The sequence below is a fragment of the Streptomyces sp. NBC_00989 genome, assembly GCF_045162655.1.
Classification (GTDB): Bacteria; Actinomycetota; Actinomycetes; order Streptomycetales; family Streptomycetaceae; genus Streptomyces.
On the sequence record NZ_CP108728.1, the window covers coordinates 10,918,759 to 10,940,879 of the forward strand.

At 70.1% G+C, this 22,121-nt stretch carries 24 protein-coding genes; 18 read left to right on the forward strand and 6 right to left on the reverse strand.

Annotated elements, in window-relative coordinates; translation table 11 throughout:
• The first annotated feature begins 22 nt into the window (after positions 1-22).
• From OG714_RS49215 to OG714_RS49255, 9 genes are all read left to right on the forward strand, one after another.
• Positions 23-1,399, forward strand: a complete 1,377-nt coding sequence (locus OG714_RS49215) for a cytochrome P450 (RefSeq protein WP_406131008.1) — start codon at positions 23-25, stop codon at positions 1,397-1,399.
• Positions 1,396-3,057: a thiolase C-terminal domain-containing protein gene (locus OG714_RS49220; protein WP_406131009.1), complete on the forward strand. Its 1,662-nt coding sequence runs from the start codon at positions 1,396-1,398 to the stop codon at positions 3,055-3,057. The genes OG714_RS49215 and OG714_RS49220 overlap by 4 nt, the downstream gene beginning before the upstream one ends.
• Positions 3,054-3,986: an alpha/beta hydrolase gene (locus OG714_RS49225; protein WP_406131010.1), complete on the forward strand. Its 933-nt coding sequence runs from the start codon at positions 3,054-3,056 to the stop codon at positions 3,984-3,986. Before OG714_RS49220 ends, OG714_RS49225 begins: the two co-directional genes overlap by 4 nt.
• The gene (locus tag OG714_RS49230) at positions 3,983-4,600 is read left to right on the forward strand and encodes a DoxX family membrane protein (RefSeq protein ID WP_406131011.1); all 618 of its coding nucleotides are present in this window, start codon (positions 3,983-3,985) and stop codon (positions 4,598-4,600) included. The genes OG714_RS49225 and OG714_RS49230 overlap by 4 nt, the downstream gene beginning before the upstream one ends.
• The gene (locus tag OG714_RS49235) at positions 4,600-5,430 is read left to right on the forward strand and encodes an NAD(P)-dependent oxidoreductase (RefSeq protein WP_406131012.1); all 831 of its coding nucleotides are present in this window, start codon (positions 4,600-4,602) and stop codon (positions 5,428-5,430) included. The genes OG714_RS49230 and OG714_RS49235 overlap by 1 nt, the downstream gene beginning before the upstream one ends.
• Positions 5,431-5,520: 90 nt before the next feature.
• Complete coding sequence (locus OG714_RS49240; protein WP_406131013.1) at positions 5,521-6,840, forward strand: cytochrome P450; 1,320 nt, start codon at positions 5,521-5,523, stop codon at positions 6,838-6,840.
• Positions 6,837-7,025 carry a ferredoxin gene (locus OG714_RS49245; protein ID WP_405836079.1) on the forward strand — a complete coding sequence of 63 codons (189 nt, stop codon included), beginning with the start codon at positions 6,837-6,839 and terminating at the stop codon, positions 7,023-7,025. Before OG714_RS49240 ends, OG714_RS49245 begins: the two co-directional genes overlap by 4 nt.
• A 10-nt stretch (positions 7,026-7,035) precedes the next feature.
• Positions 7,036-7,347 carry a DUF1330 domain-containing protein gene (locus OG714_RS49250; RefSeq protein ID WP_406131014.1) on the forward strand — a complete coding sequence of 104 codons (312 nt, stop codon included), beginning with the start codon at positions 7,036-7,038 and terminating at the stop codon, positions 7,345-7,347.
• A gap of 211 nt (positions 7,348-7,558) precedes the next feature.
• Positions 7,559-8,131, forward strand: a complete 573-nt coding sequence (locus OG714_RS49255; protein WP_406131015.1) for a TetR/AcrR family transcriptional regulator — start codon at positions 7,559-7,561, stop codon at positions 8,129-8,131.
• On the opposite strand, the gene OG714_RS49260 is transcribed toward OG714_RS49255, so the two are convergent.
• The 3 genes from OG714_RS49260 to OG714_RS49270 are packed head-to-tail and all read right to left on the reverse strand — an operon-like array spanning position 8,097 to position 10,654.
• Positions 8,097-8,897: an alpha/beta hydrolase fold domain-containing protein gene (locus tag OG714_RS49260; RefSeq protein WP_406131016.1), complete on the reverse strand. Its 801-nt coding sequence runs from the start codon at positions 8,895-8,897 to the stop codon at positions 8,097-8,099. The genes OG714_RS49255 and OG714_RS49260 overlap by 35 nt on opposite strands.
• Entirely contained in the window at positions 8,890-9,609 is a 720-nt protein-coding gene (locus OG714_RS49265) for an enoyl-CoA hydratase/isomerase family protein (protein ID WP_406131017.1), read from the reverse strand. Before OG714_RS49265 ends, OG714_RS49260 begins: the two co-directional genes overlap by 8 nt.
• Before the next feature lie 4 nt (positions 9,610-9,613).
• Entirely contained in the window at positions 9,614-10,654 is a 1,041-nt protein-coding gene (locus OG714_RS49270; RefSeq protein WP_406131018.1) for a 2Fe-2S iron-sulfur cluster-binding protein, read from the reverse strand.
• Positions 10,655-10,718: 64 nt separating this feature from the next.
• Between OG714_RS49270 and OG714_RS49275 the strand changes: the two genes are divergently transcribed.
• From OG714_RS49275 to OG714_RS49315, 9 genes are read left to right on the forward strand one after another with little or no spacing between them, the layout of a single operon-like run.
• A complete protein-coding gene (locus OG714_RS49275) occupies positions 10,719-12,257 on the forward strand; it encodes an AMP-binding protein (RefSeq protein ID WP_406131019.1) in 1,539 nt (512 codons plus the stop codon).
• 35 nt (positions 12,258-12,292) lie between these two features.
• Complete coding sequence (locus OG714_RS49280; protein ID WP_033282959.1) at positions 12,293-13,471, forward strand: amidohydrolase family protein; 1,179 nt, start codon at positions 12,293-12,295, stop codon at positions 13,469-13,471.
• A complete protein-coding gene (locus OG714_RS49285; RefSeq protein ID WP_406131020.1) occupies positions 13,468-14,895 on the forward strand; it encodes a FadD3 family acyl-CoA ligase in 1,428 nt (475 codons plus the stop codon). Before OG714_RS49280 ends, OG714_RS49285 begins: the two co-directional genes overlap by 4 nt.
• Positions 14,892-16,493, forward strand: coding sequence for a methylmalonyl-CoA mutase family protein (locus OG714_RS49290; RefSeq protein WP_406131021.1), 1,602 nt, complete (start codon positions 14,892-14,894; stop codon positions 16,491-16,493). The genes OG714_RS49285 and OG714_RS49290 overlap by 4 nt, the downstream gene beginning before the upstream one ends.
• Positions 16,493-16,891, forward strand: coding sequence for a cobalamin B12-binding domain-containing protein (locus OG714_RS49295; RefSeq protein WP_406131022.1), 399 nt, complete (start codon positions 16,493-16,495; stop codon positions 16,889-16,891). The genes OG714_RS49290 and OG714_RS49295 overlap by 1 nt, the downstream gene beginning before the upstream one ends.
• Positions 16,892-16,922: 31 nt before the next feature.
• On the forward strand, positions 16,923-17,879 hold the full coding sequence (locus OG714_RS49300) for an LLM class F420-dependent oxidoreductase (RefSeq protein ID WP_033282963.1): 957 nt from the start codon (positions 16,923-16,925) through the stop codon (positions 17,877-17,879).
• Positions 17,876-18,934: a CaiB/BaiF CoA transferase family protein gene (locus tag OG714_RS49305; RefSeq protein WP_406131023.1), complete on the forward strand. Its 1,059-nt coding sequence runs from the start codon at positions 17,876-17,878 to the stop codon at positions 18,932-18,934. Before OG714_RS49300 ends, OG714_RS49305 begins: the two co-directional genes overlap by 4 nt.
• Entirely contained in the window at positions 18,931-19,386 is a 456-nt protein-coding gene (locus OG714_RS49310; RefSeq protein ID WP_406131024.1) for a VOC family protein, read from the forward strand. Before OG714_RS49305 ends, OG714_RS49310 begins: the two co-directional genes overlap by 4 nt.
• A complete protein-coding gene (locus OG714_RS49315; RefSeq protein ID WP_406131025.1) occupies positions 19,383-20,216 on the forward strand; it encodes an SDR family oxidoreductase in 834 nt (277 codons plus the stop codon). The genes OG714_RS49310 and OG714_RS49315 overlap by 4 nt, the downstream gene beginning before the upstream one ends.
• A gap of 54 nt (positions 20,217-20,270) precedes the next feature.
• Here OG714_RS49315 and OG714_RS49320 read toward each other — a convergent pair whose 3' ends face one another.
• The 3 genes from OG714_RS49320 to OG714_RS49330 all read right to left on the reverse strand — a co-directional run bounded on the left by OG714_RS49320 (position 20,271) and on the right by OG714_RS49330 (position 22,112).
• Positions 20,271-20,456: a hypothetical protein gene (locus tag OG714_RS49320; RefSeq protein ID WP_328685609.1), complete on the reverse strand. Its 186-nt coding sequence runs from the start codon at positions 20,454-20,456 to the stop codon at positions 20,271-20,273.
• Positions 20,457-20,583: 127 nt separating this feature from the next.
• Positions 20,584-21,345, reverse strand: coding sequence for an SDR family NAD(P)-dependent oxidoreductase (locus OG714_RS49325; protein WP_406131026.1), 762 nt, complete (start codon positions 21,343-21,345; stop codon positions 20,584-20,586).
• Positions 21,346-21,350: 5 nt separating this feature from the next.
• Complete coding sequence (locus tag OG714_RS49330; RefSeq protein WP_406131027.1) at positions 21,351-22,112, reverse strand: SDR family NAD(P)-dependent oxidoreductase; 762 nt, start codon at positions 22,110-22,112, stop codon at positions 21,351-21,353.
• Positions 22,113-22,121: the final 9 nt, after the last annotated feature.

Genomic DNA, 22,121 nt, shown 5'->3' on the forward strand with positions numbered 1-22,121 from the left:
ACCGAGCAGGAGAGGACTCCGCATGACCACGGAAGACGCGGCCGTCGACGACGACGCCGGCCGCAAGCACCCGCAGGTGCACTTCGACCGGCACACACCCGACTACCGCGACCGGTTCGAGGACATCACCCACGAGCTGCACGGACAGTGCCCGATCGCCTGGACGGAGACCCACGGCGGACACTGGGTCGCCAGCGGCAACCGTGAGGTCTTCGAACTCGCGAGGTCCGCCGAGTTCCTCTCCAACGACCATGACGTGAAAGGGGAACGGCGCGGCTACACGGGCATCTCCATCCCCCCGCCGCCCCGCGCCCGGGAGGCCCAGGGTGGTTTCCTGGAGATGGATCCGCCGGACCAGCGCTACTACCGGCAGACCCTCAACCCGTATCTGTCGCCGGCGGCCATCCAGCGCTGGATCCCGTTCGTCGACGAGATCGTGCGCGCCAGCCTCGACGAGAAGATCGAGTCCGGGCGCATCGACTTCGTCGACGACCTGGCCAACATCGTCCCGGCCGTCCTCACGCTGGCGATGATGGGCATCCCGATCGAGCGCTGGACCATCTACAACGAACCGGCCCACGCCTCCGTCTACACACCCCCCAACTCCCCGGACCGAGAACGGGTGTTGGACCTCAGTCGCAAGATGGGCATGGACCTCATGGGTCAGCTCATGGAGATCCGCAAGGCGCCCCGCCCCGGCCTGGTGGACGCGCTGGTCCGCGCCGACCTCAACGGCCGCACCCCGGACGACGGCGAACTCCTGGGCGTACTCGCCCTGTTGATCGGCGGCGGCTTCGACACCACCACCGCCCTCACCGCCCACGCCCTCGAATGGCTCTCGCAGAACCCCGGGGAACGCGCCCGGCTCAGCCGCGACCGCAAGACCCTGCTGGACTCCGCGACCGAAGAGTTCCTGCGCTTCTACACCCCGGCCCCCGGTGACGGACGCACCTTCTCCGCCGACTGCGAGATCGCCGGCACCGAGTTCAAGGAGGGCGAACGCCTCTGGCTCTCCTGGGCGATGGCCAACCGTGACCCGTCGGTCTTCCCCGACCCGGACACGATCGACATGGAACGCAAGGGCAACCGCCACAGCAGCTTCGGCCTCGGCATCCACCGCTGCATCGGCTCCAACGTGGCCCGCACGGTGTTCAAGCGGATGGTGACAGCCGTACTCGACCGGATGCCCGACTACGCGTGCGACCCCGAAGGCGCCGTGCACTACGAGACCATCGGCGTCATCCAGGGCATGCGCCACCTCCCCGCGACCTTCACCCCGGGCAAACGGCTCGGCGCCGGACTCGACGAGACCCTCGCCGAACTGCAGAAGGTCTGCGACGAGCAGCGCCTCGCCGAACCGGTCACCGTCCGTAGGGGGAAGGCACGGATCGGCACATGAACTCCCCAACCCGCCCGGGGCCGTTGGTCACCGAGGAGAACGCGTTCTTCTGGGCCTCCGGCGCGGACGGCCGGCTGCGGCTGGCGGAGTGCGGGTCGTGCGCGGCCCTCATCCACCCGCCGCAGCCGGTCTGCCGGTACTGCCACGGGCACGACATCGGCGTCCGGGCCGTCTCCGGCCGCGCGACGCTGATCGGCTTCACCGTCAACCACCGCTTCGCCCTGCCCGGCCTGCCCGCGCCCTACGTCGTGGCCCAGGTCGCCGTCGAGGAGGACCCCCGGGTCCGGCTCACCACCAACGCCGTCCAATGCGCCCCGGACGAGCTGGAGTTGGGCATGCGGATGGAGGTCGTCTTCGAACAGGTCGAGGACGCCTGGCTGCCCCTGTTCCGACCGGCCCGCGACCACCCGGCCTCCGACCCCCTGCCGCTCGCCGAGGTCGACACCCACCAACTCGCCCGCCGTGTACGGCCGATGGTGACCACGGAGAAGTTCGAGGACAAGGTCGCGATCACCGGCATCGGCATGTCGGAGATCGGCCGCCGCCTCCTGGTCCCACCGGTGTCCCTGACCGTCCAGGCCTGCGAACGCGCCATCGCCGACGCCGGCCTCACCGTCGACGACATCGACGGCCTCGCGACCTACCCGGGCGCCGGTGCCGCATACGGCGGCTTCGGCGAGGGAGGCGTCACCGCCCTGGAGTCCGCCCTCGGACTGGAACCCACCTGGTACAACGGCGGCAGCGAGACCTTCGGCCCCTGCGGCTCACTCATCTCCGCGATGCTCGCCGTCGCGGGCGGTCTGGCCCGCCATGTGCTGTGCTTCCGTACGGTCTGGGAGGCGTCGTACGGCGACCTCGTGCGCCGGGGCCGGATCGCCCAGCCTCCATCGCGCCAACTGGACGGCTGGATGAAGCCGTTCGGAGCGATCTCGGCTGCCCACACCCTCTCCCAGAACGCCCAACGCCACTTCCACCGCTACGGCACCACCCGCGAGACCCTCGGCTGGATCGCTCTCAACCAGCGGGCCAACGCCGCACTCAACCCCACGGCGATCTACCGCGACCCGATGACGATGGACGACTACCTCAACGCCCGCCCCATCACCACCCCGTTCGGCCTCTACGACTGTGACGTGCCCTGCGACGGAGCGGTCGCCGTGATCGTGTCGGCCGTGGACGCGGCCCGGGACCTCGCCCAACCCCCCGTCTTCGTCGAGGCAGTCGGTACCCAGATCCTGGAACGGCTCGAATGGGACCAGAGCACACTCACCCACGAACCCCAAGTCCTCGGCCAGTCCGCCCACTTGTGGTCACGCACCGCACTGCGCCCCGAAGACGTCGATGTGGCCGAGCTGTACGACGGCTTCACCTTCAACTGTCTCTCCTGGCTGGAGGGGTTGGGGTTCTGCGGCATCGGCGAGGCCAAGGACTTCCTGGACGGAGGCAAGAACATCGCACGGGACGGCGTACTGCCCCTGAACACCCACGGCGGACAGCTCTCCCACGGTCGCACCCACGGCATGGGACTGGTCCACGAGGCCATCACCCAACTGCGCGGCGGGGCCGGTGCACGCCAGATACCCGGCGCCCGCGTCGCGGTGGCGAGCAGCGGCGGACTCACCCCGAGCGGCGTGATCCTCTTCCGGGCGGATGGATGAACTCCCGTACCACGGAGGTCGTTTCGCGCGTCGTCGACGTCGACGGCATTCCCATGTCCGGGCTGTTGTGCGAGGTCCGCAACCCGCGTGCGGTCGTCGTGGCACTGCACGGGGGAGCGGTGACGTCGAGCTACTTCGACTACCCGGACCAGCCCCGGCTGTCCCTCCTGCGCACCGCGGCGGCACTGGACTACACGGTCGTCGCCATCGACCGTCCGGGATACGGCAGTTCGGCTCCGCACAGCGAGACCATGGCTTCCCCGGCGCGGCGCGTCGATCTCGCCTACGGAGCGGTGGAGCGGCTGCTCGCCTCACGTCCGCGCGGAGCGGGACTGTTCCTCTGGGCCCACTCGATCGGCTGCGCCCTGGGCGTGCACATGGCCGGCGACGAACGCCGGAACGACCTTCTCGGTCTGGAGATCGCCGGTACCGGACGCCACCACGCGCCCGGCGCCGTCGAGATCCTCGACTTCCGCCGGCGGGACCCGGCCGTGCCGCGACGCTCCGGACCCGGCCTGCGCGACCTCCTGTGGGAACCGTCGCGCCTGTACCCGGACGAGATCGTCGGCGCCCCTCGTATCCAGTCACCGGGGCCGCCGTACGAATCCACCGTCGCCCGCCGCTGGCCACTCGAGTTCGCCGAAGTCGCCGCCCGCGTACGGATTCCCGTCCACTACACGCTCGGCGACCATGAACGCGTGTGGGCCTCCGGGCCCGAGGCCATGGCTGACATCGCGAGCCTGTTCACCGACTCCCCGCGGGTCGTCACCGACGAACAGGCCCACAGCGGCCACAACTTGAGCATCGGGCACACCGCGACCGGATACCACCTGAAGATCCTCTCGTTCGTCGAGGAGTGCGTTCTCGGATACGAGAACGGTGGATACGGCAACGGCGGGATCGACCGTCTCCCGAGGAGGGCCGGATGAGTGACGCCGACGTCGCGGTACTGCTGCTCGTACGCGTGGTCGCAGGGCTGATCATGATCATGCACGGGCTGAATCACTGGCGAGGCGGCGGCCGCATCGAGGGCACGGCCCGCTGGTTCACCGGACTCGGCCTGAGACAGGGCGTGTTGCAGGCCTGGGCGAGCGTACTCACCGAGGTCGGCGCGGGCGTTCTCCTTGTCCTGGGCCTGCTCACCCCGCTGGCCTGCGCGGCCGTGATCTCCGTGATGCTGGTCGCGGGGCTGCTCGCCCACCGGCCCAACGGGTTCTTCGTCTTCAAGGACGGCTACGAGTACGTCCTCACGCTCGCCGTCGTCGCCCTGGCCCTCGCGGTACTGGGCCCCGGCCGCTGGTCCGTCGACCACGCGGCCGGCATCGGCCTGACCGGCTGGACCGGCGGCGGCATCGCGCTGGGCGCGGCCGTGGTGGCGACCGGGGGACTGCTGGGCACGTTCTGGCGACCGGAACCGAAGGCTGACGCCGAGGCCAAGGTGGGCGCCGAGCCTCAGAGCGCAGCCGAGCCGGAGCCCGACGCCGTACCGCCCGGACCGGAGTCCGGGAACACCCCCGAGTCGGTCGATCAGGAGGCCCGCTGATGCGCGTCGGATTCATCGGGCTGGGCAGTCAGGGCGCTCCCATGGCACGCCGGATCGTCGAGGCGGGCTTCGCCACGACGCTGTGGGCGCGCCGCCCGGCCACCCTCGCCGCGTTCGCGGACACGGCGGCGCGGCGGGCCGCGTCCCCCGTCGAACTGGCCGCCGCCAGCGACCTGGTGTGCGTCTGCGTCGTGGACGACGCCGATGTCGAACAGGTCGTCACCGGCGAGCAGGGCGTGCTGAGAGGACTGCGCCGGGGCGGGGTGATCGCCGTACACAGCACCGTCCACCCCGACACCTGCCGGCGGCTCGCCGAACGCGCCAAGGTGCACGGCGTCTCCGTGGTCGACGCACCCGTCAGCGGCGGCGGAAAAGCGGCAGCCGAGGGGCGCCTGCTGGTGATGGCGGGCGGCGAGTCCGGCACGGTCGCCTACTGTCGCAAGGTGTTCGAGACGTTCGGCAATCCCGTCGTCCACATGGGCTCGCTCGGCTCGGGACAGATCGCCAAACTCCTCAACAACCTGTTGTTCACCGCCAACTTGGCGACCGCGGCCGACACACTGGCCCTGGCGCCGGGGTTCGGCATCGACCGCGGTGCCCTCGCCGAGGTCGTCCTCCACGGCAGCGGATCGAGCTTCGCGCTGGACCGCGTGCGGGCCGCCGGCGGCACGCTCGACCGTCTCGCTGAACGTGCCGGACCGCTGCTCCGTAAGGACGTGAGGCTGTTGGCCGACCTCGCCGACGCGGCGGGTGCCCCGACTGGCACCGTACTGGCGGCCGCCGACGCGGCCCTCGGCCACATGGGCCAAGGACGCCTGACGGCACCGTAACTCCCGCTCCACGAAAGCGAAAACGACCTTCTCGCATCGGGAGAACATTGATATCGTCGCTCGTCGTCAGACTGGTGACGGAAGGGAACCGTGCACACCGTGAAGGACTTCGAGGCGATCGACTTCTTCCAGGACGACGAAGTCGTCGCGGACCCCTACCCCTACTTGGCGGCCCTGCGCGGGAAGTGCCCGGTGCAGCACGAGAGCCACCACGACGTGACGATGGTGACGGGATACGACGAGGCGATCCAGGTCCTCAACGACTCCGACACCTTCTCGTCCTGCCTCTCGGTGACCGGCCCCTTCCCCGGGTTCCCGGTCCCGCTCGTGGGCGACGACGTGAGCGCGCTGATCGAGCAGTACCGCGACCAGCTCCCGATGAGCGACCAGTTGCCGACGCTCGACCCGCCCATGCACACGGATCACCGCGGACTGCTCATGCGGCTGATCACCCCGCGCCGCCTCAAGGAGAACGAGGCGTCGATGTGGCACCTCGCCGACGCCCAGCTGGACGCCTATCTCGCCGCCGGCGAGGGCGACTTCATCAGCGGCTTCGCCGGTCCGTTCACCCTGCGGGTCATCGCCGATCTGCTCGGCGTGCCCGACGAGGACCGCAACACGTTCGTGGAGGGTCTGGAGCACCAGCCGCGGGGCGGCATCGGGAGTACGGACGGCGAGGTGGCGCACTCGCCGCTGGAGTACCTGTACGGGCAGTTCTCGGCTTATGTCGAGGAGCGCCGCCGCGAACCCCGCGAGGACGTGATCACGGGTCTCGCCACCGCGAAGTTCGCCGACGGCTCGACCCCCGACGTCGCCGACGTGGCCCGCGTCGCCACCAACCTCTTCGCGGCCGGCCAGGAGACCACCGTCCGGCTGCTGAGCAACGCGCTCAAGCTGATCGCCGAAGACCCCGATCTGCAGTGGCTGTTGCGCGCCGAGCGCGACCGCATCCCGAACTTCATCGAGGAGACGCTGCGCACCGAGAGCCCGATCAAGGGCGACTTCCGGCTGTCCCGCGTACCGTCCGCGGTCGGCGGCGTCGACATCCCCGCCGGCACCACCCTCATGGTCCTCAACGGCGCCGCGAACCGCGACCCGCGCCACTTCGAGGACCCCGAGACCTTCGACCCGGCCCGCGCCAACGCCCGGCACCACCTCGCCTTCGGCCGCGGCCCCCACACCTGCCCCGGTGCCCCGCTCGCCCGCGCCGAGGCCCGGGTGGGCATCGAGCGCATGCTCGACCGCACGACGGACATCAGGCTCTCGGAGAGCGTGCACGGCCCTGCCGACGCACGGAAGTTCCACTACCTGCCGACGTACATCCTGCGCGGACTCACCCATCTCAACCTGGAGTTCACGCTCGTCGAGGAGTCCGCGACCTCCGAGAAGTCCGAGGAGCCCGCGCGATGAAAGCCGTCGTCGACACCGACCGTTGCCGCGGTCACGGGATCTGCTGGTCGATCTGCCCCGAGGTGTTCGACCTGACCGACGACGGGTACGCCGAGGTGCTGACCCCCGAGGTCCCCGCGGAGTACGAGGAACAGGTCCGCACCGCCATCGGCAGCTGCCCCGAGCGCGCGATCACAGTGAGCTGAGGAGAACCGGATGCCCAAGGGGTACGTCATCCTGACCGAGTCCATCAAGGATCCGGCCGGGATGGACGCCTACGGCCGGGCGGCCGGTGCGTCGATGGCCCAAGGTGGCGCCACCGTCCTCGCGGTCGACGGCCGGCCACAGCTCCTCGAAGGCGAGTGGCACGGGGACCGGACCGTCGTTCTCGAATTTGAGAGCGTCGAAGCGGCGAGAGCCTGGTACGAGTTGGAGGCGTACGAACGCGCGAAGCCCCTGCGGCAGGCCGCGGCCGACACGCACGTCGTGATCATCGCGGGCTTCGAACCGCCGTCCCGGGGTGCCTGAGAGGGCCCCGTCCGGCGGGTCGTCACCGGGCCCGGCTTCCGGCCGGCGGCCCGGTCCGCGTACGCCCACCCTTCCGACACCTTCCGGAGCGCGCCGACCGGCTCCGGCACCGTCGTACGGTCCAATGGCTCCGCAATGGCCGGAAGGGTCGCCCGATCGCGACGGCAACCGTAATGTCACCTGGGTGTTGCCGTGGTGGAAGGGGTGCTCGATGACGACGGCCCGACACGAGGAGATCCTTGTCGCCGCGCTGGGGGTGTTCGCCGAGCGGGGCTACAAGAAGGCGTCGATCGATGCCGTGGCCGAGCGCGCCGGCCTGACCAGGCAGGGCGTACTGCACTACTTCCCGAGCAAGAAGCGGCTTCTCCTCGCCCTCGTCCAACTCCGCGAGGACCTCGCCCGCGAGCACTTGGCCGCCCTCCACGCGGACGCAGGCAAGGACCTGCCCGGGCTGCTCGCCGAGGTCATCACCTACGACCACAAGAACCCCGGTCTCGCTCAGATCCACAGCGTTCTCGTGGCCGAGGGCGTCACCGGCAGCGACGAGGCACAGCGGTTCTGCCACGACTACTACCGGTCGATCCAGGACCACACCGTCGCGCACCTCACCGCGCTCTACGGTGACCGCGTACCCAGCGGCCTGTCCCCCCGAGCCGCCGCCACCGCCGTGGTGGCGATGCTCGAAGGGGTTCAGCAGCAGTGGATGCTCGACGAGGAGCAGACCGACTACCCCGAGATCATCCGCGATGTCATGGGCGTGCTGCTCGGGCCCACGCCTGTATGAAGTCGGCCATGGCCGTGACGCTCTCGGGATGCAGACTCACCGCGTCCGGCCGGACCCGGAGATCCACCGTGACACCCGAGTGCGCCGCACGGGCGGCGAACGACAGGGAGTCGTCCAGCAGCGGATCGGTACCGGCGACCAGGAGCTGTAGCGGCGGCAGCCCGTGCAGGTTGGCGTGCAGCGGGCTCAGCAGCGGGTTGGTCCGGTCGGCGCCGCCCGCGAACCGGGCCGCGTGCAACCGGAGTTCGTCGATGTCGAAGCCCGGATCGGCGGCCGCGTTGAACAGCAGACTCGGCGCGTCCAGCGTCAGGTCGAGCAGCGCCGAGATCAGCACCGCGCAGTCCGGCTCCGGCGCCCCCATGTCCCGCAGCCGCACCAGCAGCGAGGCCGCGAGCCCGGCCCCCAGCCGCTCACCGGCCAGCGCGACCGGACCACGCGCCTGACAGGAGCTGTATACGGCGTGCACGTCGTCCAGCGCCCCCGGGAACGACGACCGGTACCGCGGGCACACCACAACTGCCCCCGTCCGCAGGGCGAGCCGCTCCGCGAGGTCCACCGCGGACTCCGGCGAACCCGACGACAACTGCCGGTCCCCGTGCAGATACAGGATGACGAGATCGCTCGCGTCCGGCGGCCGTACGATCGGCCCCACCGGGCTCGACTCGACCCGCACCCGTCCGTCGCCGGCCGCCGCACGGTCCGTGTCCGCTCGTACGTCCGTCAGGTCGGCGCTCGCTCCGGTCGCCCCAACTCGTGTGTCACCCACGGGATATCACCCTCTCCGCTGCCTGCCAGTGCTCGTCGGACACCCAGAGGCGGGCGAAGGCGCGGGCCGCCTCCTCCTCCGGGACGGCTCCGCTCATCACGCGTTTGATCTCCCGCGCCGGATTGGTCGCGAGGGACCTGGCGAGCGTGCGCCAGCCCTCGGCGAACTCGGCGCGGGGCAGGACCAGTTCGAGCAGTCCGACGCGCTGGGCCTCAGCCGCGTCGAGCACGGTCCCGGCACCGGCCAGCATCAACGCCCGCCCCTTGCCGACGAGTTCGGCGAGGCGCTCGGCGCCGCCCCACGCGGGCATGATGGCCAGGGCCACCTGGTTGAAGCCGATCCTGATGTCGTCGGCGGCGACCCGGATGTCGGCGGCCACCGCGACCTCGGCGCCGCCGCCGAACGCGTGGCCGTTCAACGCGGCGATCACCGGTCCGGGGAAGGCCGCGATGCGATCGCAGATTCCCCTCATCCGCAGGGCCATGGCCATCGCGTCCTCCTCGGTCCGGATCGCACTCAGCTGTTTCAGGTCCCCGCCCGAGACGAACGCCCGGTCGCCGGCCCCCGTGATGACCAGGGCCTTGGCACCCGCGGCCGCGTCGAGCGCCTTGTCCAGTTCGTCCATCGTGGTCGGGGCGATGGCGTTGCGGGCGTGCGGTCGGTCGATGGTGACGACCGCCAGGCCCTCGTCGAGTTCGAGATCTACGTCCATGGCCTCAGTCCTCGTATTCGACAGTGACGTGCGGGGTGGTCGGCTCGCCCTGGCAGGTCAGGACCCAGCCGTCGGCGATCTCGTCGTCGTCGAGCGCGTTGTTGACGCGCATCTTGGCCTCGCCCTCGGTGACTTGGGCGATGCAGGTGGCGCAGTTGCCCGCCTCGCAGGAGAACGGCGGGGCCAGACCCGCCCGACGCGCGCTCTCCAGGAACGTCTCACCGGAGCGCTGCGCGAGCGTGTGCCGCTTGCCGGAGAGCACGAGCGTGAGGGTGCCGTCCTGTTCGGAGGGTTCTTCGGGTTCCTGCTCGGGGTTCTCCTGGCGCGGGCGATCGGCGGCGGCCTGTGCGAACCGCTCGACCAAGATCCGCTCCGGGGCGACACCGTGGGCGAGAAGCGCGTTCTCCACCAACTCCATGAAGGGCGCGGGCCCGCAGAGGTAGAAATCCGCGTCCGGGTCGCCGCCCGCGAACTCCCGCACCTGTTCCGCGGTGACGAACCCCTGCCGGTCGTCGAGATGGTGAAGGACCTCGAACCGGTCCGGGTACCGCCCGGTCAACTCGCCCAGCGCTGCGGCGAAGATGACGGAGCCGGCGTCCCGGTCGGCGGTCAGGACCCGCACCGGGCGCCCGGTGCCGGCCAGCGCCGACTTGGCGAGCGACAGGATCGGCGTGATCCCGCTGCCCCCGCAGAACGCCACCACCGGAGCGGCCAACTCGTCGGCTGCGCCTGCCCCGTCGCCCTCCCGCAGACAGAACACCCCTGCGGGCAAAGTGGTTTCGACGACATCGCCGGGCGCGAGATGGTCGTGCATCCAGTTGGACACCAGACCCCCCGGAACCCGCTTCACCGTCGTCATCAGCTCGGCGTCCGTCTCCGGCGAACTGGACATGGAGTAACTGCGCAGCGTGCCACAGGCCTTGATCGTCACGAACTGGCCCGCCCGGTACGGGAAGGGCGCGTCGAGTACGTACGTCCGTGTGTCGGGCGTCTCCTGGATGATCCGTGTGATCCGCACCGGGTGGAACCCGTGGTCTCGTCCCATGTGTGGAATTTACCTTCTCGCTCTGAGAGAGTGCAATTCTCAATGACGAGAGGAAGTTTTTGTCGTGCGAACGATCCCCGCTGAACTGGTCGACCGCTACGAGGCGGAGGGCTGGTGGACCAGTGAGACGATCGGTGACCTGCTGACGCGGGGACTGGCGGCCGCCCCGGGGGCCGTGTTCCGCGTGCACTCGGCGGTACGGCCCTGGGAAGGGACCTTCGCCGAGGTCGAGTTGACGGCCCGCAGACTGGCCGCCGGACTGCGCGAACGCGGTGTGGGCCCCGGTGACGTCGTGGCACTCCAACTGCCCAACTGGATGGAAGCCGCCGCCGTCTTCTGGGCCTCGGCCTTCCTCGGCGCGGTCGTCGTGCCGATCGTCCACTTCTACGGCCGCAAGGAAGTCGGTTACATCCTGGAGACCGTCGAGCCCAAGGTCTTCGTCACCGCCGACCGGTTCGGACATCTCCGCCACGACCCCGAGCTGAGCGCGAAGATCCCCGTGGTCGGCGTCGTAGGGCGGGACTTCGACGAGCTGTTCGCCGACGAACCGCTCCTCGGTGTCCTACCGACGGACCCGTCCGCGCCCGCGCTGATCGCCTTCACCTCCGGAACGACCCGCGACCCCAAGGGGGTTGTGCACAGCCACCGCACCCTGGGTTTCGAGACCCGTCAACTCGCCGGCCGCTACCCGCCCGACCGCGGTGGCCAGCTCACCTCCGCGCCCGTCGGCCACTTCATCGGCATGGTGAACGCCTTCCTGATCCCCGTCCTCGACGGCTCCCCGGTGAACCTCGCCGACACCTGGGACCCGGGCCTCGCCCTGGAGTTGATGGCCCGCGACGGACTCACCGTCGGAGGCGGCGCCGCCTACTACATGACGAGCCTCCTCGACCACCCCGACTTCACGCCCGGCCACCTGGTATGCATGAAATACGCGGGCCTCGGCGGCGCGGCCGTACCGAACGCGGTGACCAGACGCCTCGCGGACCTCGGCATCACGGTCTTCCGGGCCTACGGCAGCACCGAGCACCCCTCGATCACCGCCTCGGCCCACACCGCGCCCGAGGACAAGCGGCTCTACACCGACGGGGACGCGCTGGCCGGAGTGGAGATCCGGCTCGCCGAGGACGGCGAGATCCTCAGCCGCGGCCCGGACCTGTGCCTCGGCTACACCGACGAGGCCCTCACCGAGCGGGCCTTCGACGCGGACGGCTGGTACCGCACCGGCGACATCGGTGAGTTCGACGAGGACGGATACCTGACCATCACCGACCGCAAGGCGGACATCATCATCCGCGGCGGCGAGAACATCGGCGCGCTGGAGGTGGAGGAGGTTCTCCTCGCCCTGCCGGCCGTCGCAGAGGCCGCGGTCGTGGCCGCCCCGGACGCCCGCCTCGGCGAGCATGCGGCAGCCGTCGTACGACTGCGGCCCGGCCACCCCGAACCCACCCTCGACGACCTCCGCGCCCACTTCGCCGCAACGGGTCTGGCCCGACAGAAGTGGCCGGAGGAACTGCATGTCGTCGAGGACTTCCCGCGTACCGCCAGCGGCAAGGTCCGGAAGTTCGTTCTCCGCAAGGATATTGCCGCCCGTCAAGAGTGAGAATAGGATTCTCGCAATCTGCGAAGGAGGATCTCATGCCATCGCGCGTGCCGCCGTATCCACTGTTCGACGCGGACAACCACCTGTATGAGACGGAGGATGCGCTCACTCGGTACCTGCCCAAGCAGTACGCGAGCGCCATCCAGTACGTGCAGGTCAAGGGCCGTACGAAGATCGCCATCCGCGGTCAGATCAGCGACTACATCCCCAATCCCACCTTCGAGGTCGTCGCCCGGCCCGGCGCGTGGGAGGACTACTTCCGCGAGGGGAACCCGGAGGGCAAGTCCCACCGGGAGCTGTTCGGCGAGCCGATGCGGTCGATCCCCGCGTTCCGCGAGCCCGGGCCGCGCCTGGCGCTCATGGACGACCTGGGCATCCAGCAGACCCTGATGTTCCCGACCCTCGCCAGCCTGGTCGAGGAACGGATGCGGGACGACCCGGAGCTGATCCACGTCGTCGTGCACGCCCTCAACCAATGGCTGCACGAGACCTGGCAGTTCAACTACAAGAACCGCATTTTCACCACGCCGGTGATCAGCCTGCCCATCCTGGACAAGGCGATCGCCGAACTGGAGTGGTGCCTGGAGCGCGGAGCGCGGGCGATTCTCATCCGGCCCGCCCCGGTCCCCGGCTACGGCGGCTCGCGGTCCTTCGCGCTGCCGGAGTTCGACCCGTTCTGGAAGCGGGTCGAGGAGGCGGGCGTGCTGGTCGCCATGCACTCCTCCGACAGCGGCTACTCGCGCTACTCCAGCGACTGGGAGGGCAAGAGCCAGGAGATGACGCCGTTCCAGGCGCAGGTCTTCCGGATGATGTCCGAGTGGCGGCCGGTCACCGACGCGGTCGCGTCCTGGGTCTGCCACGGAGCCCTGTTCCGCTTCCCGGAACTGAAGGTCTCGGTCATCGAGAACGGCTCCTCCTGGCTGCTGCCGCTGCTCGACCAACTGGGCAGCACCTACAAGAAGCAGCCGAAGGGCTTCCTCGGCGACCCGGTCGAAGAGGTCAGGAAGCGGATCCACATCAGCCCGTTCTGGGAGGAGGACATGGCCGCGCTCTCCGAGGTCGTAGGAGTCGAGCGCGTCCTGTTCGGGTCCGACTACCCGCACCCCGAGGGGCTCGCCGACCCGGTCTCCTACATCGACGCGCTCCAGGGCATGAAGGAGGCCGACCAGGCCAAGATCATGGGCGGCAACCTCGCCCGGTTGATCGGCGTATGACCTGGGAGAGCATCCCGCAGATGGTGCTGAGCGCGGCCGACCGCTTCGGTGATGCCGAAGCCGTGGTGGACGGCCCGCTCCGCCTCACGTTCACCGAGCTGGTCGAGCGGGTGCGTGTGGCTGCGGGTGCGTTCGCGTCGGCCGGGGTGGAGCAGGGCGACCGGGTCGCGATCTGGGCGCCCAACTCCGCCGAGTGGATCGTCGCCGCCTTCGGTCTCATGACCGCGGGCGGTGTGGTGGTGCCGGTGAACACCCGCTTCAAGGTGGACGAGGCGCACGACATCATCGTGCGCAGCGGTGCGAAGGCCGTTCTCGTCCAGGAGGCCTTCCTCGGCCTGGACTTCAAGGCACCGCCCGGCGTGCCGGTCATCGACCTCAAGTCCGGCTTCCTGGCGAGCGGTTCACCCTTCGAGCGGAAGGTGACCGGCGACCAGGTCAGCGACATCGTCTTCACCTCGGGCACCACCGGCCGGCCCAAGGGCGTCCTCATGACCCACGCCCAGACGCTCCGCCTGTACGCGGAATGGTGCGATCTGGCCGGGGTCAGGGAGGGCGACCGCTACCTGATCGTCAACCCGTTCTTCCACATCTTCGGCTTCAAGGCCGGCATGGTCGCCTCGCTCATCCGCGGCATGACCATCCTGCCCGTGCCCGTCTTCGACGTGGACACCGTCCTCGACCTGGTCGAGCGCGAGAAGGTGACGGTCCTGCCCGGTCCGCCCACGCTCTACCACTCTCTGCTCACCGCCCGCGGCACAAGAGACCTGTCCTCACTGCGCGTCGCGGTGACCGGGGCCGCGGACATCCCCGTCGAACTGATCCGCCGCGTGATGACCGAACTGCCCTTCACCTCGATCATGACGGGCTACGGCCTCACCGAGGCGGGCACGGCCACCGCCACCCGGCCCGGCGACTCCTTCGAGGACATCGCCACCACCGTCGGCACCCCCTGCGACGGAGTCGAGGTCCAAGTCGCCGACGACGGCGAGGTGCTGGTCCGCGGCTACAGCGTGATGCGCGGCTACTTCAACGACCCTGATGCCACCGCCGAAGCCATCGACGAAGACGGCTGGCTGCACACCGGGGACCTCGGCACGCTCGACGAGCGCGGTTACCTGAGGATTGTCGGCCGCAAGAAGGACATGTTCATCGTCGGCGGCTTCAACGCCTACCCGGCCGAGATCGAGGGCTTCCTGATGGAACACCCGGCGGTCGCCCAGGCCGCCGTGATCGGCGTCCCCGACGAACGGATGGGTCAGGTCGGCAAGGCCTTCGTCGTCCTCCGACAGCCGCTGACCGCCGACGAGTTGATCGAGTGGAGCCGGCTCCGGATGGCCGGGTTCAAGGTGCCCCGGACCGTGGAGTTCCGCACGGAACTGCCACTGAACGCCACCGGAAAGGTGATGAAGGACCTCCTGCGATGACGCCTCCCACACCGCCCCAGGGCGACGACCTCATACGGACCGCGTCCGGCCTGCCCCTCAAACCGGTCTACGGCCCCGACGACGTCGACGCCGCACCGCCTGCGCCGGGCAACTTCCCCTTCACGCGCGGCAATTACGCCACCGGCTACCGGGGACGGCTGTGGACGCTGCGCCAGTACTCCGGCTTCGGCACCGCCGAATCGTCCAACCGCCGCTACCACTACCTCCTCCAACAGGGCGGCACCGGACTCTCGGTGGCGCTCGACCTGCCCACGCAGTGCGGTTACGACTCCGACGACCCCGAAGTGGCCGAGGAGGTCGGCCGGGTGGGCGTCGCCGTCGACACACTCGCCGACGCCGAGGTCCTCTTCGAGGACATCCCCCTCGACAAGATCAGCACCAGCTTCACCATCAACGGAACGGCCGCGATCCTGCTCGCCTTCTACGTCGCCGCGGCCGAACGGGCGGGCGTGCCACGGGCGAAACTCACCGGGACGATCCAGAACGACATCCTCAAGGAGTACGCGTCCAGAGGCACTTGGATCTGGCCGGCCGAACCGTCCCTCCGACTCATCGCCGACACCATCGAGTTCTGCGCGGCCGAAGTACCGCGCTTCAACGCGATCTCGGTCGCCGGTTCGCACTTCCGCGACGCCGGCGCCAACGCCGTACAGGAGATGGCCTTCACGCTCGCGGACGGCGTCACCTACTGCGACACGGTGCTCGCCCGCGGCCGTATGACGATCGATCAGTTCGCCCCGCAGGTCTCCTTCTTCTTCTACACGCACGGCGACTTCTTCGAGGAGATAGCCAAGTACCGTGCCGGACGCAGGCGTTGGGCGACCATCGTGCGCGAGCGGTACGGGGCGGGCAGCGACAAGGCGGCCATGTTCCGCTTCGGCTGCGTCGCCGGAGGCGCCTCGCTGTACGCACCCCAGGCGCAGAACAACACCATCCGGGTCGCCTACGAGGCACTCGCCTCGGTCCTCGGCGGCGTCCAGTCGATGTTCACGGCAGCCTGGGACGAGCCGTTCGCCCTGCCCAGCGAGGAGTCGGCGACACTCGCGCTCCGCACGCAACAGATTCTCGCTCATGAGACGGGCGTTACCCGGGTCGCCGACCCGCTCGGCGGCTCGTACTTCGTCGAGGCGCTCACCGACGCCACCGAGGCCCGCATCGTCGAGATCATGGACGACCTGGAGCAGTACGGCGGCATGGTCCGGGCCATCGAGGACGGCTATCTGCAGACCCTCATCGCCGACGAGGCCTACCAGTTGCACCGCGAGGTCGAGGCGGGCACCCGGCCGGTCGTCGGCGTCAACCGCTTCGTCTCCGACGAACCACCGCCCGACCTCGCCACGTACGAACTCGACGCGGAGGGCCGCGACCGGCAGCTGAGACGGCTCGCCGACGTCAAAGCCACCCGCGACGCGGCTCTCGTACGGCAACGCCTCGCCGAACTGGCCCGCGCCGCGGAAGGTACCGAGAACCTCATGCCCATCCTGATCGACTGCGCCAACGCCTACTGCACGGTCGGCGAGATGGTCGCCGCGCTCAAGGCGGTCTGGGGCGAGTTCCAGCAGCCGGTGGTGTTCTGATGAAAGCCCGCGTACTGGTCGCCAAACCAGGGCTCGACGGACACGACCGCGGGGCCAAGATCGTCGCGCGGGCCCTGCGCGACGCGGGCTTCGAGGTGATCTTCACCGGGATCCGGCAGCGCGTCGACGACATCGTGGCCGTCGCTGTCCAGGAGGACGTGGCCGTGGTCGGCCTCAGCATCCTCTCCGGGGCGCATCTCGCGCTGACCACCCGCGTGATCGAGGCGCTGCGTGCCACGGGGTCCGAGGACATCGCCGTCGTGGTGGGCGGCACCATCCCGCCGGCCGACGTGCCGAAGCTGCTCTCGGCGGGAGCCGTCGCGGTCTTCCCCACGGGCACGCCGCTCGACGCCCTCGTGGCCAAGGTGCGCGCTCTGACATCCGTCACCCCGCCATGACCCGGCGGCGACCCGAAAACCTGGAGGCAGCGTGCGTATCGGAGTGATGATCGGGCCCGAACGCGGGGACTCGGTCCGCAAGGTCACGCGGATGATCGACGACGTGACATGGGCCGAGAAGGCGGGCTTCGACACCGTGTGGGTGCCGCAGATCCCGACCGACTTCGACGCGCTCACCGCGATCGCGCTGATGGGCGCGCGGACCGAACGCATCGAACTGGGCACCGCCGTCGTCCCGTTGCAGGCCCAGCACCCCATCGCCCTTGCCCGGCAGGCGATCTCGGCCCAGGCCGCGGCCGGGGGACGGCTCGCGCTGGGCCTCGGACCGTCCCACCACTGGATCATCCGGGACATGCTGGGACTGCCGTACGAGAAACCGGCCGCCTTCACCCGCGACTACCTGGACGTCCTCGACGCGGCGTTCGGCGGAACGGACATGGTCGATGTCGAGAACGACACTTTCACCGTCCACAATCCGCTCACCCTCGCCCCCGTCTCCCCGCTGCCGGTCCTGATCGCGGCCCTCGGCCCCGTCATGCTGCGGCTCGCCGGGGAACGGGCCGACGGGACCGTGCTGTGGATGGCCGACGAACGAGCCGTCGCCGAACACGTCGTCCCCCGCATCACCAAGGCCGCCGAGAGCGCCGGACGCCCGGCACCGCGGATCGTCGCGGGCATCCCGGTCTGCCTGTGCAGCCCCGACCGGGTCGACGAGGCCCGCGAGCGCGCCAACCGGATCCTCGGCGAGGCCGAGATCTCGCCCAACTACCAACGCGTTCTCGAGTACGGCGACGCCCGCGACGTCGGCGATCTCTGTGCGGCGGGCGACGAGAACGCCATTGCCGCCCGCTTCAAACGGTTCGCGGACGCGGGGGTCACCGATCTTTCCGTACGGCTGCTGCCCATCGGCGACAACCGCGACGAGCTGGTCGCCTCCAAGTATCGCACCCGCGACATGCTCGCCGCCCTCGCCGCGGACCTGCGATGACCGCCGGACCGCTGGACGGAATCCGCATCCTGGAGGTCGGCCACATGCTGGCCGGTCCCTACGCCACGATGATGCTCGCCGACCTCGGCGCCCAGGTCACCAAGATCGAGCCGCCGGGCGGGGACATCTCCCGTCAGGTGAGCGAGGCCTACTTCGCCAGCCTCAACCGCGGCAAACGCAGCATCCGCCTCGACCTCACGACCGACGACGGACAGGCCCGGCTCGGTGAACTCGTCGCCGACGCCCACGCGTTGCTCGTCAACCTCAAACCGTCGGCCATCCACCGGCTGGGCCTCACGTACGACGTGCTGCGCAAGTGGAACGAGCGGATCGTGTGCGTCGCGCTCACCGGATACGGGCTGGACGCGGGCGACGAGCCCGCCTTCGACTACGTCGTCCAGGCCGCCACGGGAGTCGCCGCCCTCACCGGCGCCCCGGACGACCCGCCGACCCTGCCCGGCTACTCCTCGGCCGACAACTCCTCAGGACTGACAGCCGCGTTGGGGCTCCTCGCCCAGATCGTCTCCGGGCGCGGCGGCCAAGTCGAGGTGTCCTTGCGGGATGTGATGCTCTCTCAGCTCAACTACCGTGCCTCCGCCTACCTCAACGAGGGCGTCGAACCACGCAGACTGCCGCTCGGCGCGCACTCCTACTACGTGCCCGCGCAGCTCTTTCCCACCGCCGAGGGCTACTTGGCGCTCTTCATCACCCACGACGGCTTCTGGAAGTCCTTCGCCACCGAGGCCGGCGTCCAGGGATTCCCCACCATGGCCGAACGCGCGGAACGCCGCGAGGAGGTGCTCGCCGCGGTGACGGACGCCCTGGCCGATGACACCGCCGCGGCCTGGGAGGCGCGGCTGCGTCCGCTCGGGGTGCCGGCTGCCGCCGTACGCACGCTGCCGCAGGCGTTGGCGGCGACGCCGGAGGCCGTCGTGACGGCCGGGGACTTCCGGCTGGTGCGCAGTTCCGTGCGGGTCGAGGGGTACGAGCCGGACTACGGGCCGCCGCCCCGGCTGGGCGAGCATGACGTCTCCGGGGTGGTGGGGGAGTCGTGAGGGCGGAGAACCAGTTCCATCTCGGGCTTGTCGTCGAGGACTTCGAGGGCACGCTGGCCGAGTTCTCGGCCGCGTTCGGGTACGAGTGGTGTGCCGAGATCGGCGGGGCGGTTCCGTTGACGCTGCCGACTGGAAACGCCGTTCTCGACATCAGCTGCGCCTACTCCCGGACACTGCCCCGGCTGGAGATCGTCCGCCGTATCCCGGGGACGCTGTGGGAACCGGTGCCCGGCGGCGGTGTGCACCACGTCGGCTACTGGTCCGACGACGTGGCCGCGGACGCGGCCGAACTCACCCGGCAGGGCTTCACCACCGAGGCGACCCGGGCCGGTTCCGGCGGAGCGCCCTTCGCCTTTCTGCGCGGCCCGAGCGGCCTGCTCGTGGAACTCGTGGACCGGGTGGCGCGGCCGGGGCTGGAGAAGCTCTGGGGCCATGGAGGAGGGGACGCATGACGACCGTAGGCATCGCGACCGGCGCCGGGCGCGGCATGGGACTGGCCTGCGCGCGGCGGCTCACCGACTTGGTGGACACGCTGCTGCTGGTGGACCGGGACGAGTTGGCCGTGACCGCCGCGGCGAAGGAACTGGCCGCAGCGGAGGACGAGATCAAGGTCGAACCCTTCGTCCTCGACATCACCGATACGGCCGGGCTATCCCGACTCACTTCCCGCGTCGCCGAGTTGGGCTCCCTCAGGGCCGTCTCCCACGCCGCCGGGATATCGCCCACCATGGCCGACTGGCGGCGCATCTTCGAGGTCGACCTCGTCGGCACCGCGCGCCTCGCCGAGGCACTCCGCCCGCTCGCCACCGAGGGGACCGCGATGGTGTGCTTCGCCTCGATGGCCCCGCTCCTCGGCAACCTGGAGGCCGATCCCGCCGTAGCGGCGATCCTCGACGACCCGCTCCAGGACGACTTTCTCGACCGGCTCCGCGAGGCTCTCGGGCCTTCCGTGGAGAACACCGGGCTCGCGTACGCGTGGGCCAAGCACGGGGTGCACCGGTTCGTACGGCGGGAGGCGGTACGGCTCGGGCCGCACGGCGCCCGGGTGTGTTCCGTGTCGCCGGGCGTCATCGACACCCCTCAGGGGCAGCAGGAGGCCTCGGCCCAGCCCGCCATGGCCGCTCTGGTGGAGCAGACGCCGCTCGGGCGGGTGGGCCGGGCCGAGGACGTCGCGGCTGCGGTGGCGTTCCTGTTGTCGGACGAGGCCGCTTTCGTTTCCGGAATCGACGTTCTCGTCGACGGCGGGGTCTGTGCGGCGGTGCGAGAACGCGCCGGGCGGTGACCGGTCAGCGGCTGCCGGAGGCGGGGCGCGCCATGGACGGAGCGCGCCGCTTCCTCAGCGCCGACGTCCGCTGCTGCGGCGGGCGGACCAGCCGGACCCCACGCCGGCCGAGTGCGCGGCGAGGAAGGCGAGCCCGAGAAGCATGAGGCTCGTCGAGCTGAAGACGATCTGGGTCGATGTCTCGGTGACACGGATGATGAAGGCGATGAAGAAGAGTGCGGCCGCCACGAATGCAAGCATCTGTTAACCCCTACGGATAGACGGCGAGCCACCGGTGATCCCGGTGGCTGCGCCGTTGTCTCCCGAGTGCCCCGGATGATGCCGAACAGTCATGGCCATCCCGCGTCGCCCGCAGGCCAACTGCCTTTCAGGCAAGGGATTCCGAGCGCTGGACGGTTCCCGTGAGGCCGGTGGCGTCCTGCCCCGCGAGGATGACCGCGGCCCGCGCCATCGCCTCCGGAGGCTCCACCATCTCCGGCGGGATCTCCCGGCCCCCGCCACCCGCCTGCCAGCCCTCCGTGAGCACCACCCGTGACGGAGCAAGGCAGTTGACCGCGATGTTGTCCTTCCTCAGGTCGGCGGCGAGGCCCAGGTAGAGGCGCTCGACCGCCGCTTTGGACACCCAGTACGCGTTCGCGCCCCGGTCCGTCATGCCCACCCCGCCGGTCGTCACGGCCACCAACGAGCCACCGCCACGCGTGCGTACGTGCGGAATCACCGCGCGGGTCACCAGGAACACCCCGGTCAGATTGACGTCCAGGGACAGCTGCCAGCGCTTGAGCGGTGTCGACTCGACCGGGCCGAGCCACAGCACCCCGGCATTGGCGATGAGAATGTCGATTCCGCCGAACTCCGCGACCGCGGCGGCCACGGCCGCGTCGACCGACGCCTCGTCGCTGACATCGCAGGGCACCGGCAGGGCGCGCCCGCCTGCCGCGGTGATCCGGTCCGCGACCGAGTGGATCGTCCCGGGCAGCCGCCCCTCCCGCTCGGTGCGCGCGGCCACCGCGACCGACGCGCCGGCCTCGGCGAGCGCCAGCGCGACCGTACGGCCGATGCCACGGCTGGCGCCCGCGACGAACGCGACCTTGCCCTTCAACTGCCCGCTCACGCCCGGCACTTGACTCATGCCCGCTACTTCGGCGGGAACCGGAGGGCGCCGTCGAGACGGACGACCTCGCCGTTGAGATAGTCGTTCTCGACGATGTGCTGCACGAGACCCGCGTACTCGACTGGCAGCCCCATGCGCTTCGGATACGGGATCTGCGGTCCCCAGTAGGCCTCCAACTGGTCGCCCGCCTTGCCATAGGCCGGTGTGTTGAAGGTGCCCGGCGCGATCGAGACAACCCGGATGCCGAGCGGGGACAGGTCGCGGGCGGCGACCAGGGTCATGCTGACGACCCCGCCTTTCGCCGCCGCGTAGGGGAGTTGGCCGATCTGGCCCTCGTACGCGGCGATCGAGGCCGTGCTGACGATGACGCCCTGGCCGCCCTCGGCGGGCTCCTGGCGGGCGATGGCGGCCGCGGCCAGGCGCATCACGTTGAACACGCCGGTCAGATACACGTCGATCGTCGTGCGGAACCCTGCGAGGTCGAGGGGCGAGCCGTCCTTGCCGACGAGCCTGCCACCGCTCGCCGGGCCGCCGTGCGCGTCCACCGAGATGCGGAGCGGTCCCGCCGACTCGGCCTCGGCCAGGGCCGCTTGGACGTCCTCCTCGGAGGTGGCGTCGGTGCGCACATAGCGGACCCCCAGCTCCTGCTCCAGGGTCTTGCCCTTCTCGTCGGCCAGATCGGCTACGACGACCTTCGCTCCCGCCGCGTGCAGTCGACGGACGGTGGCCTCGCCCAGGCCGCCCGCCCCGCCGACGACCACCGCGGAGCTCCCACTGATCTGCATCAAGGATTT